Annotated in this window: 12 protein-coding genes; 11 read left to right on the top strand and 1 reads right to left on the bottom strand. The window is 47.4% G+C overall.

Annotated features, from left to right (window positions below; translation table 11 throughout):
- Positions 1-67 precede the first annotated feature (67 nt).
- The 3 genes from ruvA to queA are packed head-to-tail and all read left to right on the top strand — an operon-like array spanning position 68 to position 2,743.
- Complete coding sequence (ruvA, locus tag ACTCCX_RS02690; RefSeq protein WP_463274646.1) at positions 68-679, top strand: Holliday junction branch migration protein RuvA; 612 nt, start codon at positions 68-70, stop codon at positions 677-679.
- A gap of 5 nt (positions 680-684) precedes the next feature.
- Positions 685-1,698, top strand: coding sequence for a Holliday junction branch migration DNA helicase RuvB (ruvB, locus tag ACTCCX_RS02685; protein WP_463274604.1), 1,014 nt, complete (start codon positions 685-687; stop codon positions 1,696-1,698).
- Between the two features lie 16 nt (positions 1,699-1,714).
- On the top strand, positions 1,715-2,743 hold the full coding sequence (gene queA, locus ACTCCX_RS02680; protein ID WP_463274603.1) for a tRNA preQ1(34) S-adenosylmethionine ribosyltransferase-isomerase QueA: 1,029 nt from the start codon (positions 1,715-1,717) through the stop codon (positions 2,741-2,743).
- 73 nt (positions 2,744-2,816) lie between these two features.
- Here the strand turns inward: queA and ACTCCX_RS02675 are convergent, their stop codons facing one another.
- Positions 2,817-2,996 (bottom strand): YjzD family protein, encoded by a 180-nt coding sequence (locus tag ACTCCX_RS02675; protein WP_068560596.1) that lies wholly within the window; start codon positions 2,994-2,996, stop codon positions 2,817-2,819.
- A 143-nt stretch (positions 2,997-3,139) separates the two neighbouring features.
- On the opposite strand from ACTCCX_RS02675, the gene dnaE reads away from it, so the two are divergent.
- From dnaE to ACTCCX_RS02635, 8 genes are all read left to right on the top strand, one after another.
- Entirely contained in the window at positions 3,140-6,484 is a 3,345-nt protein-coding gene (gene dnaE, locus ACTCCX_RS02670; RefSeq protein WP_463274602.1) for a DNA polymerase III subunit alpha, read from the top strand.
- Between the two features lie 322 nt (positions 6,485-6,806).
- On the top strand, positions 6,807-7,769 hold the full coding sequence (gene pfkA, locus ACTCCX_RS02665) for a 6-phosphofructokinase (protein ID WP_463274601.1): 963 nt from the start codon (positions 6,807-6,809) through the stop codon (positions 7,767-7,769).
- 51 nt (positions 7,770-7,820) lie between these two features.
- Complete coding sequence (gene pyk / locus ACTCCX_RS02660; RefSeq protein WP_463274600.1) at positions 7,821-9,578, top strand: pyruvate kinase; 1,758 nt, start codon at positions 7,821-7,823, stop codon at positions 9,576-9,578.
- A gap of 221 nt (positions 9,579-9,799) precedes the next feature.
- Positions 9,800-10,666 carry a CvfB family protein gene (locus tag ACTCCX_RS02655; RefSeq protein WP_463274599.1) on the top strand — a complete coding sequence of 289 codons (867 nt, stop codon included), beginning with the start codon at positions 9,800-9,802 and terminating at the stop codon, positions 10,664-10,666.
- Positions 10,667-10,699: 33 nt separating this feature from the next.
- Positions 10,700-11,164, top strand: coding sequence for a ferric iron uptake transcriptional regulator (gene fur, locus ACTCCX_RS02650; RefSeq protein WP_463274598.1), 465 nt, complete (start codon positions 10,700-10,702; stop codon positions 11,162-11,164).
- 20 nt (positions 11,165-11,184) lie between these two features.
- Positions 11,185-12,075 carry a site-specific tyrosine recombinase XerD gene (gene xerD, locus ACTCCX_RS02645; protein WP_463274597.1) on the top strand — a complete coding sequence of 297 codons (891 nt, stop codon included), beginning with the start codon at positions 11,185-11,187 and terminating at the stop codon, positions 12,073-12,075.
- 45 nt (positions 12,076-12,120) lie between these two features.
- Entirely contained in the window at positions 12,121-13,290 is a 1,170-nt protein-coding gene (gene deoB / locus ACTCCX_RS02640) for a phosphopentomutase (protein WP_463274596.1), read from the top strand.
- Between the two features lie 14 nt (positions 13,291-13,304).
- Positions 13,305-14,123: a purine-nucleoside phosphorylase gene (locus ACTCCX_RS02635; RefSeq protein ID WP_463274595.1), complete on the top strand. Its 819-nt coding sequence runs from the start codon at positions 13,305-13,307 to the stop codon at positions 14,121-14,123.
- Positions 14,124-14,160 lie beyond the last annotated feature (37 nt).

Here is a 14,160-nt window from a genome sequence, read left to right as displayed (position 1 = left end):
TCCAATCTGTTTTATGTTATGATAGGAACCGAATGATAATCAGGAAATGAAGAGTAGGAGTCAGATGATGTACGAATACATAAAAGGTAAATTAGTCTACGTGGGACCGCTCTATGTGGTTCTGGAAAACGGTGGCATCGGCTACCAATTGCAGGTTGCGAATCCTTTCCGCTTTTCCGGAAGCCTGAACCAAGATATGACGTTTTACGTCTATCAGGCAGTCCGGGAGGATGCAATCACATTGTTCGGGTTCAAGGACTACACGGAAAAGCAGTTGTACCTGAAACTGATCAGCGTCTCCGGAATCGGACCGAAGAGTGGTTTGTCCATATTGGCGAGCGATGATCACCTGGGTCTGATCCAAGCAATCGAAACGGATAATGTGGGGTATTTGGTGAAATTCCCTGGTGTAGGCAAAAAGACAGCCTCACAGATCATCCTTGACCTGAAAGGTAAACTCGGGGAACTGCTGCCCGATACCTATTGGATGGAAGAGCATCCGGCCCATGAAGCCGCTGGTGCACAGCCCGCTGTACTGACGGAAGCGTTGGAGGCTTTGGCCGGGTTGGGTTATTCGGATCGTGAAGTGAAGAAAATACTGCCGCTGTTGGAAAAAGAAAACTATTCCAGTACAGAAGAAGTGCTTCGTACGGCGTTCAAGCTACTTTTAAAAGGGTGATATAGATGACAGCTGAAAACAGAATCGTTTCCGGAAATACGGAAGACCTGACAGAAGATTTGATCGAAAAAACATTGCGGCCGCAAATGTTGGCACAGTATATCGGCCAAGAAAAAGTCAAAAATGAATTGAAAGTTTACATCCAAGCTGCCAAAGCGCGCAGTGAAGCGCTGGATCACGTGTTGCTTTACGGGCCTCCCGGGTTGGGGAAAACGACATTAGCGATGGTCATCGCTAATGAACTGGATGTCCGGATCCACAGCACAAGCGGACCCGCAATCGAGAGGCCGGGCGATCTGATGGTATTGCTCAATGAACTGGAAGCGGGGGATGTGCTCTTCATCGATGAAATCCATCGCTTGCCGCGGATTGTGGAAGAAGTGTTGTACTCTGCCATGGAGGATTATTACGTGGATATCATCATCGGGCAAGGCCCCACAGCCCATCCGGTCCATTTTACGTTGCCTCCGTTCACACTGGTCGGTGCCACGACAAAAGCCGGCAGTCTGTCGGCGCCCTTGCGCGACCGCTTCGGGATCGTTTCGCGGATGGAGTATTACAGCCTTGAGGATCTTCGGCAAATCGTCCATCGCTCTTCGGATGTTTTGTCCACGAAAATAGATGAATCCGGAGCTGTCGAAATCGCCTTAAGATCCAGAGGAACCCCGCGAGTCGCCAACAGATTGCTCCGGCGTGTGCGCGATTTCGCCCAAGTCTATCGCGATGGCCTGATCACGAAGGAAATCGCCGACAAGGCCTTATCCATCTTGAGCGTGGACAATAAAGGGCTGGATGACTTGGACAGGCAGATATTGATGACGATGATCCGCTTTTATAATGGCGGCCCTGTCGGCCTTTCAACGATCGCCGCCAATATCGGCGAAGAAATGGAAACGATAGAAGATATGTATGAACCCTATCTGCTCCAACTGGGTTTCCTGCAGCGCACACCGCGGGGCAGGGTAGCCACCCCGATGGCATATGATCATCTGGGAATCAAGTATGATACAGAAAATTAAGTGAGGTATTTTATCAATGAGGACAAGTGATTTTGATTTTTATTTGCCGGAGGAACTGATTGCGCAGACACCGCTGCTGGATCGGTCATCATCCCGGCTTCTTGCCTTGGACTCCAAGACTGGAGAAATCAGGGACAAACATTTTACCGACATGGTGGAGGAACTTCAAGAGGGAGATGCGTTGGTGCTGAACAATACGCGGGTACTCCCTGCGCGACTCCACGGCGTCAAGCCGGATACCGGCGGGCATATCGAAGTTCTGCTTTTGAACAATATCCAAGGGGATGAATGGGAGACACTCGTCAAACCAGGCAAACGGGTCAAAGTCGGGACGGTCATCTCTTTCGGGGATGGACGTTTGACAGCGGAAGTGACGCAATCATTGGAGCACGGTGGCCGCATTTTGAATTTCAAATATGACGGCGTATTTTTGGAGATACTGGAATCGCTGGGCGAAATGCCTTTGCCGCCGTACATCAAGGAGACGCTGGATGATCAGGAGCGATATCAGACCGTTTACGCCAAAGAAGTCGGTTCGGCAGCTGCCCCGACCGCGGGGCTCCATTTCACGGCCAATCTGCTCGAGGAAGTAGCCAAGAGAGGGGTCAAAATCGTCTATCTGACATTGCACGTGGGCTTAGGGACTTTCCGTCCTGTATCGGTTGAAGATATCGCCAGTCACGAAATGCATTCGGAATTCTACCAGCTGACGGACGAGGCAGCGCAGGCGCTGAATCAAGTCCGTTCCAACGGCGGCAAAATAGTGGCAGTAGGCACGACTTCTGTGCGGACACTGGAAACAATCGGCACGAAATTTGATGGGGAAATCAAGGCGGACAGCGGCTGGACCAAAATCTTCATTTCGCCCGGCTATTCCTTCAAGGTTGTGCAAGGCATCATCACCAATTTCCATCTGCCGAAGTCGACTTTGGTCATGCTGGTCAGCGCTTTTGCCGGCAAGGACAATGTCCTGGCCGCTTATGAGCACGCAGTCAAAGAGAAGTACCGCTTCTTCAGCTTCGGGGATGCGATGTTCATCAAATAGAAAAAAACCTTCAGGAATCAAATTCCTGAAGGTTTTTTTCTATTTCTCCGCCGTCTGTAAAACGAACTGTCGGTTATTTATGGGAGGCCGTTTTCGGCATCAACGCAGAAACAAGCACTACGATCAGCGCAGTAAAGATACCCGTCATGGTTGCGATCATAAAGTCATAGCTGCCGCCGGATAAGGCGCTGCCCAGATAAACAGATACTTGCCCTAAGATAAATCCCCAAAAAATGATTGCAATATATTTCATGTCGTTTACACCTCTTCTCGAGATTCATTTTATCACTTTTTTTGGAGAAGACAAGCATTACTTGCCCGACAACTTTTTCGCTTCTTGGATTAGCGCGGGTGCGTTATAATGGTAATATTGATTAGAAAAAGGAGGTCTCAGACATGTCTTTTGTGCATTTGCAGGTCATCAGCGCCTATTCCCTTTTGCAGACGACTACCCGAATAGAGGATTTGGTTCGCAGCGCCAAGACAAAAGGCTATCAGGCCATCGCGCTGACGGACCAAAATGTTCTATATGGCCAAGTCGACTTCTTCAAGCTTTGCAAAAAATATGCTATCCAACCCGTTCTGGGGGTCCAACTGGATTTGCCCGGAATAATCAGAAAAGACCGCACCTTTCCCTTGGTCTTGTTGGCAAAGGATTTTGAGGGCTACAAAAAGTTGATGGCTTTGTCGACGGTCAGGAATCAGGATGCTGACGATAAGGAATTGCTTTCCCTTTTGGAGGAAGAGTCAAACCGGATCATCGCGATAACGCCGGGAGAAAAAGGCGAGATTGAAAGCTTTTTGAACGGAAATGATCAGGATAACGCCAAGGCAGCCAGTTTGGCCTGGGAAAAAATCTTCACTCGCGGCAATTTTTATTTAGGCGTTCAGCTCCACGAGAAGATGAAACCGATCATTCCGCAACTGAAGCATTTGTCGCAAGAGACAAGCATTCCGACTGTCGCTATGCATGACGTCAGATATCTGGAGCCGAGCGACAATTTCAGTTGCAGGGTCCTGAAGGCGATAGAGGCGAACGAGAAAGTGGACCTGCAATCGGAAGCGCTGGATGGCGCTTATTACTTGCCGTCCTGCGGAGAAGTCGAAAGGAAATTCCGGGAGGCTGATTTGGTGGAGTCGGCTGAAATGACCCAGAAAATTGCGGACGAAATCGAAATCGACTTGCCGCTGCATCAGTCGCTGTTGCCGCGCTATCCGCTGCCTGCCGGGACGACACCGCAGGCATACCTCAGGAGGCTCTGCGAGGAAGGATTGCGTCAGCGAATCAATACCGATACACCGGCAGCTGAATATGAAAAACGCTTGGCTTACGAATTGGAAGTCATCCATGAAATGGGCTTCGATGATTACTTTCTTATCGTTTGGGATGTGATGGCTTATGCCCGAAAAGCGAAAATCATGCCGGGAGCCGGCCGGGGATCTGCGGCTGGTTCGCTCGTATCCTATGTCCTGCGCATCACCCATGTCGATCCCATCAAGTATAATCTGTTGTTTGAGCGGTTTTTGAACAAGGAACGCTACAATATGCCGGATATCGATTTGGATTTCCCGGATAACCGCAGGGACGATATCCTGCACTATGTCCGGGATAAATACGGCTCAGATCACGTCGCCCAGATAGCTACATTTGGCACATTGGCTGCAAAAATGTCCTTGCGGGATACTGCACGAGTATTCGGACTGTCGGTTGCGGAGGCTCAAACATGGTCGAATGCGATCCCAAACCAATTGGGCATCAGTCTGGCGGAGGCAAGACAAAAATCAACAGAATTACAGAAGCTGATTAGCGCCACGGACGTCAATCGACTTCTCTATGAGACTGCCGAAAAGATTGAAGGCGTTCCACGGCATGTTTCCACTCACGCGGCAGGTGTCGTCATCAGCGACAGGCCATTGCGGGATATCGTGCCTTTACAGAAAAAAAATAGCGATCTGTATCTGACGCAGTACACGATGGGGAATATTGAAGAAATCGGCTTGCTCAAAATGGACTTCCTGGGTCTGAAAAATCTGACGATACTGAACGATGCGGTGCAATTGGCCAGCGATGCGTACAAAAAAAGCATCAACATTTGGGAAATCCCGATGGACGATGATCGCACACTCGCTATTTTCCGAAGAGCGGATACAAACGGGGTATTCCAGTTCGAATCCCCCGGCATAAAGAATGTGTTGCGCAAACTCGGTCCGGAATCGATCGAAGATGTCGCTGCCGTCAATGCGCTTTATCGACCGGGTCCGATGGAACAGATTGATCTTTTTGTTTCGCGGAAAAAAGGGTTGGCTGCAATCGATTATCTCCATCCCGATCTGAAATCAATCCTTGAGGTGACCTACGGGGTAATGGTCTATCAGGAACAGGTCATGCAAGTAGCCTCCCGGATGGCTGGGTTCAGCCTGGGGGAAGCGGACATCCTCAGAAGAGCGATAGGAAAAAAACAAAAGTCAGCCATCGATGAAGAAAGAAAACACTTTATTGAAGGATCATTGCAACAAGGCTATTCCGAGCAGACGGCCGAGCAAGTGTATGATTACATCGAGAGGTTCGCCAATTACGGTTTTAACCGTTCGCATTCGGTTGCCTATTCTTTCATAGCCTACCAACTTGCCTACATGAAGGCGCACTTCCCTGAAGCTTTTTTCGCCGCTTTGCTGAATTCCGTCAACCAACACTCGGACAAGATGAAGGAGTATTTCATCGAACTGAAAAGACGCAACATCACCATCTCCTATCCGGACATCAACACAAGCAATTGGAAGTTCGGTCTGCAGCAGCAGACGATTCAATTCGGCTTGGGCGGGATCAAAGGCCTCAGACGCGACTTTATCCAGGAAATCATCAGAGAACGCCAGAGGCATGGTCACTATCAAGATTTCGTCCAATTCTTGAGAAGGATCAATCCGAAATGGCTGAAGGCAGAAAACATCACACCGCTCATCTATAGCGGAGCGTTCGACAATTTTGGACATTCGCGTGCTACACTGTTGCAGTCTTTGCCGGGAATGCTGAACAGCATCGATTACAGCGGAAACAACATCGATCTGTTTTCGATACTGGAGCCTAAATATGTCGAAACGGAAGAAATGCCCCTGTTGGAATTGTTGGATATGGAAGAAGCGACACTGGGCCATTCGCTGAAGGGCCATCCGATCGACCAATTCGGTACTTTGTACGACAATGGTTCGGCTGTGTACGTAACCGAGCTGGCATTTGATAAAAAAATGCGCACAATGGGATTGATCAAAGACATCAGGAGAATCCAGACAAAGAAGGGCGATCCCATGGCTTTCGCCAGTCTGACCGATAGCACCGGCGAAATCAGCATTACGATTTTTCCCGAGTATTATATCCGGTTCATGAAACTGCTGAAGGCAAACCAACTTCTTGTTGTTGAAGGCAAGCTTGAGCGGTCGAAACAAGCCGATAAAACGAATTTTTTGGCCACACATATCTGGGACGCCGCAGCCTATCAGGAAATGATCGGTCAAAAAAAGGAGAATGTATTTATCCGCTTGACGGCTGAAAATAATAACCCGGAGTTGTTCAATAAAATGTACCGGGTGCTGGACAACAGGAGGGGCGAACATCCTGTCATCCTTTACAACGAAGCTACCAAACAAACGGTGCGCTTGACAACGGAATATTGGGTCACCATTTCTGGGGAACTGATTGAATCACTGCAAGCCATTTTTGGAAATGGGAATGTAGCGGTCAAATGAAAACAAAAAGTTGATATCCGGATACTGTTTTCATATAAGCGGAAGTTGCCTGGACTTGTTCAGTCTTTTTGCTTGAGCCTGTCCGCAACCGATTTGTTGCATTCGGGCGGTAGTAATAACATTTTGGCCGAATGTGGCGATATTCCGCACAAGAAGCCGTTATTTTTCATTGTTTCTTTTTTAACAATCAAAAAAACGTGAAATTAAAAGACATTTTCATAAAAAGATGATAAGATAGTGAAGGACAAATTCAAAAAATATTTAATGCATGATTTTTTTTGGAAATTGAGAGTTTTTAACTTTATTGATGAGGTGAAGTATAGTGAAACGTATTGCAGTTTTGACTAGTGGTGGAGATGCACCAGGAATGAACGCAGCCATTCGCGCCGTTGTGCGTAAAGGCATTTATGACGGTTTGGAAGTATATGGCATCAATTATGGCTATGCTGGTATGGTAGCCGGAGATTTCCGTCGTCTGACGATCGATGACGTCGGAGACACAATCAGCCGCGGGGGCACAATTTTGTATTCTGCCCGTTATCCAGAGTTCGCAAAAGTCGAAGGACAGCTTAAAGGGATCGAACAGTTGAAGAAATTCGGCATCGACGGCCTGATCGTAATCGGAGGGGATGGATCCTACCGTGGAGGAGCAGCCCTCACTAAATTAGGTTTCCCGACTATCGGTATCCCAGGAACAATCGATAACGATATTCCAGGAACGGATTACACGCTTGGTTTTGATACTGCGATCAATACAGTATTGGAATCTGTGGACAAAATCAGAGATACTGCAACAAGCCATATCCGTACATTCGTTGTCGAAGTTATGGGCAGAAATGCCGGCGACATCGCTTTATGGACTGGTATCGGAAGTGGCGCGGAATCCATCGTCATTCCCGAAAAAGAATTCACGATGGAAGAAGTAGTTGCTGAAATCCAGGAAGGCAGAGCACGCGGCAAAAAACATACGATCATCATGTTGGCTGAGGGCGTAATGTCAGGAACTGAATTCGCAGAGAAACTTTCCAAATTCGAAGAATTCCATACACGTGTCACTGTTTTGGGTCACGTGCAGCGCGGCGGATCCCCATCAGCGAAGGACCGCGTATTGGGAAGCATCTTCGGTTACAATGCCGTTAAAATGTTGGAAGAAGGCAAAGGCGGAATCTGCGTAGGCGTCAAGGGTGATGAAGTTGTTTTCAACGATATCATCGACACACTTGAGAACCAAAAACATTTGCCATTGTTGTCGCTTTACCAAATCAATAAAGAAATTTCTTTCTAACGAAAAGTTGACTTACGTTTTACAAAATATAAAATGAGGTGCTTATATTCTATGAAAAAGACAAAAATTGTATGTACGATCGGACCTGCCAGTGAATCTGTGGAAACACTCGTTAAATTGATGAATGCCGGCATGAACGTTGCCCGCTTGAATTTCTCGCACGGAGACTTTGAAGAACACGGCGCTCGTATCGTCAATATCCGCGAAGCATCAAAAATCACAGGCAAAATGTGTGCTATCCTTTTGGATACAAAAGGGCCTGAAATCCGTACAAACAACATGAAGGACGGCATCGTGTCGTTGATCGCCGGAGAAACAGTAAGAATCTCCATGACAGAAGTTGAGGGTACGAAAGATAAATTCTCAATCACTTATCCAGAATTGATCGATGATGTCGTTGTCGGAAACCATATTCTTTTGGATGATGGCTTGATCGACCTTGAAGTGACTGAAATCGACAGAGAGAACAATGAAATTGTTACTTTGATCAAAAACTCAGGCATCCTGAAGAACAAAAAAGGTGTCAATCTGCCTGGAATCAAAACGAATTTCCCTGGTATCACACAAAAAGATACTGACGATATCATCTTCGGTATCGAAAATGATGTCGACTTCATCGCAGCAAGCTTCGTCCGTCGAGCAAGTGATGTATTGGCTATCACTGAAATTTTGGAAAAACATAACGCAACCCACATCCAAATCATCCCTAAAATCGAAAACCAAGAAGGGCTTGACAACATCGATGAAATCTTGAAAGTTTCTCAAGGTTTGATGGTTGCCCGTGGCGACTTAGGCGTAGAAATCCCTACGGAAGAAGTTCCTATCGCACAAAAAATGTTGATCAAAAAATGTAATGCATTAGGCAAACCAGTCATCACTGCAACACAAATGCTTGATTCCATGCAACGCAACCCACGTCCTACACGTGCTGAAGCAGGAGACGTTGCCAACGCTATCTTCGACGGAACTGATGCAGTTATGCTATCCGGAGAAACAGCTGCTGGGGATTACCCAGTTGAAGCCGTTACGACTATGGCCACAATCGCTATCCGTACTGAAGAAGCAATCATTGGACAAGATGCATTTGCTTTGAAAGCATACAGCAATACGGACATGGCTGAAGCAATCGGTCAATCTGTCGGACATACAGCCCGCAACCTTAACATCCAGACAATCGTTGCCGCTACTGAATCTGGTCATACAGCGCGCATGATTTCTAAATACCGTCCGAAATCACACATCGTTGCAGTCACTTTCTCGGAGCGCCAAAGACGTGGATTGGCACTTTCATGGGGTGTGTATCCATTCGTAACCGAAAAACCTGATTCAACTGATGAAATGATGGAATTGGCTGCAAAAGTTGCCAAAGAAGAAAAATTCGCTAAAGAAGGCGACTTGATCATCATCACTGCCGGCGTACCAGTAGGCGAACGCGGAACAACAAACTTGATGAAGATTCAATTGATCGGAACGAAATTGACTTCCGGCCAAGGTATCGGCGACAAATCTGTCATCGGTAAAGCTGTCGTCGCTCTATCAGCTGAAGAAGCAATCGCTAAAGTGACTGAGGACTGCATCTTGGTGTTGAAGAACTCTGATAAAGACTATACGCCTGCATTTGAAAAAGCTGCAGCAGTAATCGTTGAAGCTGGCGGATTGACAAGCCATGCGGCTGTTGTCGGTATCGCAAGTGGTATTCCAGTTATTGTAGGAGCAGAAAATGCGACTACTTTAGTGCAAGACAACGAATTGATCACGATCGATTCGCGTCGCGGCATCATTTACCGCGGTGCAACAACTACCATCTAAGTTCAACTGAATTAGAGAGCATCATTGGGTCTGGGACGAGAGTCTCGGGCCCATTTGCTTTCTGGAAGCACAAGATGTCCTCTGTATCTGCAGACCGAGAGGACTATATGCATAAATATCACAAATATGACAAGCTCATAACAACGACGCTTTGGAATTCATTTTGTGATATGATAAAATGGAAGAAATACAGCGACGGAAAGACTGTCTGGAGGAAAAATATGAGTAAAGTACTGGGTACAATCATTACAGGTGTGATCGTTGACGAAAATGAGAAAAGTGTCTTCGTTCAGAAAGACGGCATCACCTACCGATTGGATAAAGAAGAGTCAGAAACAGCGTTGCAATTGGGTGACACTGTCAAAGGATTTGTGTACGAAGGAATGAACAAGCAACTGCGCATGACCTTGAAGGAGCCCGCGAGCCAAGTAGGGAAATATGGTTGGGGAACAGTTGTGGCTGTCCGGAAAGATTTGGGCGTTTTTGTCGACATCGGCCTCGATGACAAAGAAATTGTGGTTTCCTTGGATAATTTGCCGGATATCAAATCACTTTGGCCGAAAAAGGGGGATCGTCTTCTGATCGCCCTGGAACAGGACAGCAAAGATCGTCTGTGGGGTACCATTGCCGACGAACCGGTATTTCGTTCCATTTCCCGAACGCCGGGTGAGGAATTGAAAAATAAGGACATCACTGGGACTGTCTTCCGTTTGAAATTAGTTGGGACGTTCATCCTGACGGACGATCATTATATCGGATTCATTCACCCATCCGAGCGGGAGATTGAACCGCGCTTGGGTGAAGTCGTCAGCGGACGGGTCATCGGCATCAGTCAACACGGTATGTTGAATCTATCCTTGAAACCGCGTGCGCATGAAGCCATCAGTGAAGATGCGGCCATGATCTTGGTATTGTTGGAGCAGAGCCCGACGCACAGTTTGCCTTATTGGGACAAGAGTGACCCTGAAGCGATCAAAGAATACTTCGGAATCAGCAAAGCGCAATTCAAAAGGGCATTGGGCCACTTGTTGAAAGCCAGACTGATCATCCAAGAAGATGGACACACAAAATTAATCAAAAAGGATTAGGCCATCAACCTGTCCTCAAAGGAGCCGACAGCAGTGACGGAATTGTCATTAAACACCATCAAAAAACAATTGCAAGAGGCAGGATTCAAGCTAACTCCTCAACGGGAAGCGACTGTCAGCGTGCTGTTGGAAAAGGAAAAGGAGCATCTCAGTGCGGAGGAGATTTTCCTGCTGTTGCGGCTTAAGCATCCCGATATCGGTCTTGCGACTGTCTATCGCACACTGGAGATTTTGACTGAACTGAACATCACCTACAAAGTTGTGTTTGAGGATGGCTTATCGCGCTACGATTTAAGAAGGACCAGCAATGAGCACTTCCATCACCATCTTTTGTGTATCGAATGCGGCAACATAGAGGAAATACACGAGGATCTGTTGGGTGAGGTCGAAAAAGATGTCGAATCCCGTTACCAATTCGTGGTGAAAGACCACCGGTTGACTTTTCATGGCATCTGTCGGGAATGCCAACAAAAACTTAGGAACAAACAGACTTCATAAGGATGAAATGGGTCAGGGATATGGAAGAAGAAATCAATGAATACGGGCGCTATTTGAGAATCGAGAGAGGACTGTCCGATAACACGATCATCAGTTACCTAAGGGACCTCGGAAAATACAGTCATTTTTTGGCACAAAGTGGAATCCAGGCATTCGGGGATGTGACGAAACCGGATGTGCTTTTGTATCTTCAATTTTTGAATGAGGAAAAATTGGCGACTGCTTCAATCGGAAGGATGATCACCAGCCTGCGGAGATTCCATCAATACTTGAAGCAAGAAGGGTTGATCGAAAACGATCCGATGGTCACCATACAGCTGCCCAAAAAACAGCAGAAGTTGCCGAAAGTACTCTCGATGGAAGAAATCGACCGCCTGATGGCCGCGCCAGATGTCAAAACCGTACTGGGCCTAAGGGATCGCGCCATCTTGGAACTGCTGTATGCCACCGGCCTTCGCGTCAGTGAGCTTATCAACATTACGATGAGCGAAATCCATCTGGATATCGGATTCATCCAAACAATCGGGAAAGGTGACAAGGAAAGGATCGTGCCGTTGGGCGAGGAAGCTGCTTACTGGATTTCGGAGTATCTGTCTGACAGTCGGCCAGCTTTGGCGCATGGGAGGAAAGAGACGGCTTACTTGTTCTTGAATTTCCACGGCAACGGGTTCACACGCCAAGGGATCTGGAAAAATCTAAAACAAACCGTGCGGGATGCCGGCATCAATAAAAATGTATCTCCGCATATGCTGCGCCATTCTTTTGCGACGCATATTCTGGAAAATGGAGCCGATCTGCGGATTGTACAGGAGCTGTTGGGGCATGCTGATATTTCCACAACCCAGATCTATACGCACATCACGACAGAAAGAATGGCAGAAATTTATCAAAAATATCATCCTCGTGCTTGAAGCTTAACAATTCAAGTCTGTTGAGGATAAGGGAGGAATAGGATCATGAAATTTAATCGCGTTCATTTGATCGTATTGGATTCAGTAGGAATAGGCGAAGCGCCGGATGCCGATAAGTTCGGAGATATCGGGTCGGATACGCTCGGACATATCGCGGAAGTCGCTGGGTTGGAGATTCCAAATCTGGAAAAGTTGGGTTTGGGAAACATCCGTCAACTGAGTGGCGTAAAGCCCGACAATGCGTCTCTTGGCTATTATACAAAACTCGAGGAGCAGTCCGTCGGCAAAGACACGATGACAGGCCATTGGGAAATCATGGGGCTGAACATCCAGACACCGTTCCGCGTATTTCCTGAAGGTTTTCCGCAGGTGTTGATCCAGAAAATTGAAACCCATACAGGCCGGAAAATTATCGGAAACAAGCCTGCCAGTGGGACGGAAATCCTGGATGAATTCGGTGAGCACCAAATGCAGACCGGTGATCTGATCGTCTACACCTCGGCGGATCCGGTGCTGCAGATTGCTGCACACGAAGACGTCATCCCGCTTGAGGAATTATACGCCATCTGTGAATATGTCAGAAAAATCACTTTGGAGGATCCCTACATGATCGGGCGAATCATTGCTAGACCGTATGTCGGCACTCCGGGGAATTTTACCCGTACAAGCAATCGGCACGATTATGCTTTGGATCCATTCGGGGAAACAACGCTGGATTATTTGAAGGAAGCAGGCCACGCTGTCATCGCTATCGGCAAAATCAATGACATCTACAATGGGCAAGGCATCACGGAATATGTACGCACGAAAAGCAACATGGACGGTGTCGACCAGTTGCTGAAAGTCATTGAAAAAGATTTCCGTGGACTCAGTTTCCTGAATTTGGTCGACTTTGATGCCCTGTTCGGTCACCGCAGGGATGTGAAGGGCTATGCTGAGGCGATCGAAGACTTTGATGCGCGCATTCCTGAAATATTGGCTGCTTTAGAGGATGACGATTTGCTGTTGATTACCGCGGACCATGGAAATGATCCGACGTTCCCGGGAACAGATCATACGCGCGAATATGTGCCTTTATTGGCTTATTCGAAAAAAATGGCAGGACGCGGGAAGCTGAACCAAGGCAAGTTTGCTGATATCGGTGCGACCGTATCCGATAATTTTCGGGTTGAAGCTACTAAAAACGGTCGCAGCTTTTTGGATGAATTGGACTAGTGAGGTGTAGGAATATGACAAATGATCAAAACAATGTGCGGATAGCCGCCAAATTTTTGGAAGAAAAAGGCTTATTGGAACCTGAATTCGGCCTGATTTTGGGTTCGGGCTTAGGCGAATTGGCTGAGGAAATAACGGATGCGATTGCGATACCCTATGAGGAAATTCCTTATTTCCCTGTATCAACGGTTGAAGGCCACAAAGGCCAACTTGTATATGGAAACTTGAGTGGGAAAAAAGTCGTTGCTATGCAAGGACGCTTTCATTATTACGAAGGTTATGGACTCGAAGAGGTCACCTTTCCGATCAGGGTAATGAAGCAGCTTGGCGTCCACTCTTTGGCGCTGACAAATGCAGCAGGGGGCATCAATTATGGATTCACACCCGGCGATCTGATGCTGATCACGGATCACATCAATCTGACGGGGCAAAACCCCTTGATCGGTCCAAATGATCCCGCTCAAGGGCCGCGATTTACGGATATGAGCCAAGCCTACGATGCTGAATATCAAGGGAAATTAAAACAAGTCGCTTCGGAGATGGGTTTGGATTTGAAAGAAGGGGTTTATCTCGGCCTGACAGGTCCGACTTATGAAACGCCAGCGGAAATCCGTATGTGCCGGGTGCTCGGGGCAGACGCAGTCGGCATGTCCACCGTACCGGAAGCCATTGTGGCGCGTCATGCAGGTTTGCGCATTTTCGGGATTTCCTGTATAACTAATTTAGCTTCAGGCATGCAAGCGACCCTGAATCATGAAGAAGTCGTCGAAACGACTACCCGAGTCAAAGAAACTTTCAAAGCCTTATTGAAGAATGCATTGACTGCCCTGTAATAAAGGGGTCCTCAAACTGGGTGCATCCAAGCACGGC

Source organism: Trichococcus sp., assembly GCF_055118575.1.
The sequence above is the reverse complement of the archived record's forward strand: the minus strand, read 5'-3'. Positions and strand labels throughout refer to the sequence as shown.

What these genes read in the sequence shown, in the direction of transcription:
- ACTCCX_RS02675 (WP_068560596.1), bottom strand. Translation starts at nt 2,996, where the DNA reads ATGAAATATATTGCAATCATTTTTTGGGGATTTATCTTAGGGCAAGTA.
- ACTCCX_RS02655 (WP_463274599.1), top strand. Translation starts at nt 9,800, where the DNA reads ATGAGTAAAGTACTGGGTACAATCATTACAGGTGTGATCGTTGACGAA.
- queA (WP_463274603.1), top strand. Translation starts at nt 1,715, where the DNA reads ATGAGGACAAGTGATTTTGATTTTTATTTGCCGGAGGAACTGATTGCG.
- ruvB (WP_463274604.1), top strand. Translation starts at nt 685, where the DNA reads ATGACAGCTGAAAACAGAATCGTTTCCGGAAATACGGAAGACCTGACA.
- xerD (WP_463274597.1), top strand. Translation starts at nt 11,185, where the DNA reads ATGGAAGAAGAAATCAATGAATACGGGCGCTATTTGAGAATCGAGAGA.
- ACTCCX_RS02635 (WP_463274595.1), top strand. Translation starts at nt 13,305, where the DNA reads ATGACAAATGATCAAAACAATGTGCGGATAGCCGCCAAATTTTTGGAA.
- dnaE (WP_463274602.1), top strand. Translation starts at nt 3,140, where the DNA reads ATGTCTTTTGTGCATTTGCAGGTCATCAGCGCCTATTCCCTTTTGCAG.
- ruvA (WP_463274646.1), top strand. Translation starts at nt 68, where the DNA reads ATGTACGAATACATAAAAGGTAAATTAGTCTACGTGGGACCGCTCTAT.
- pyk (WP_463274600.1), top strand. Translation starts at nt 7,821, where the DNA reads ATGAAAAAGACAAAAATTGTATGTACGATCGGACCTGCCAGTGAATCT.
- deoB (WP_463274596.1), top strand. Translation starts at nt 12,121, where the DNA reads ATGAAATTTAATCGCGTTCATTTGATCGTATTGGATTCAGTAGGAATA.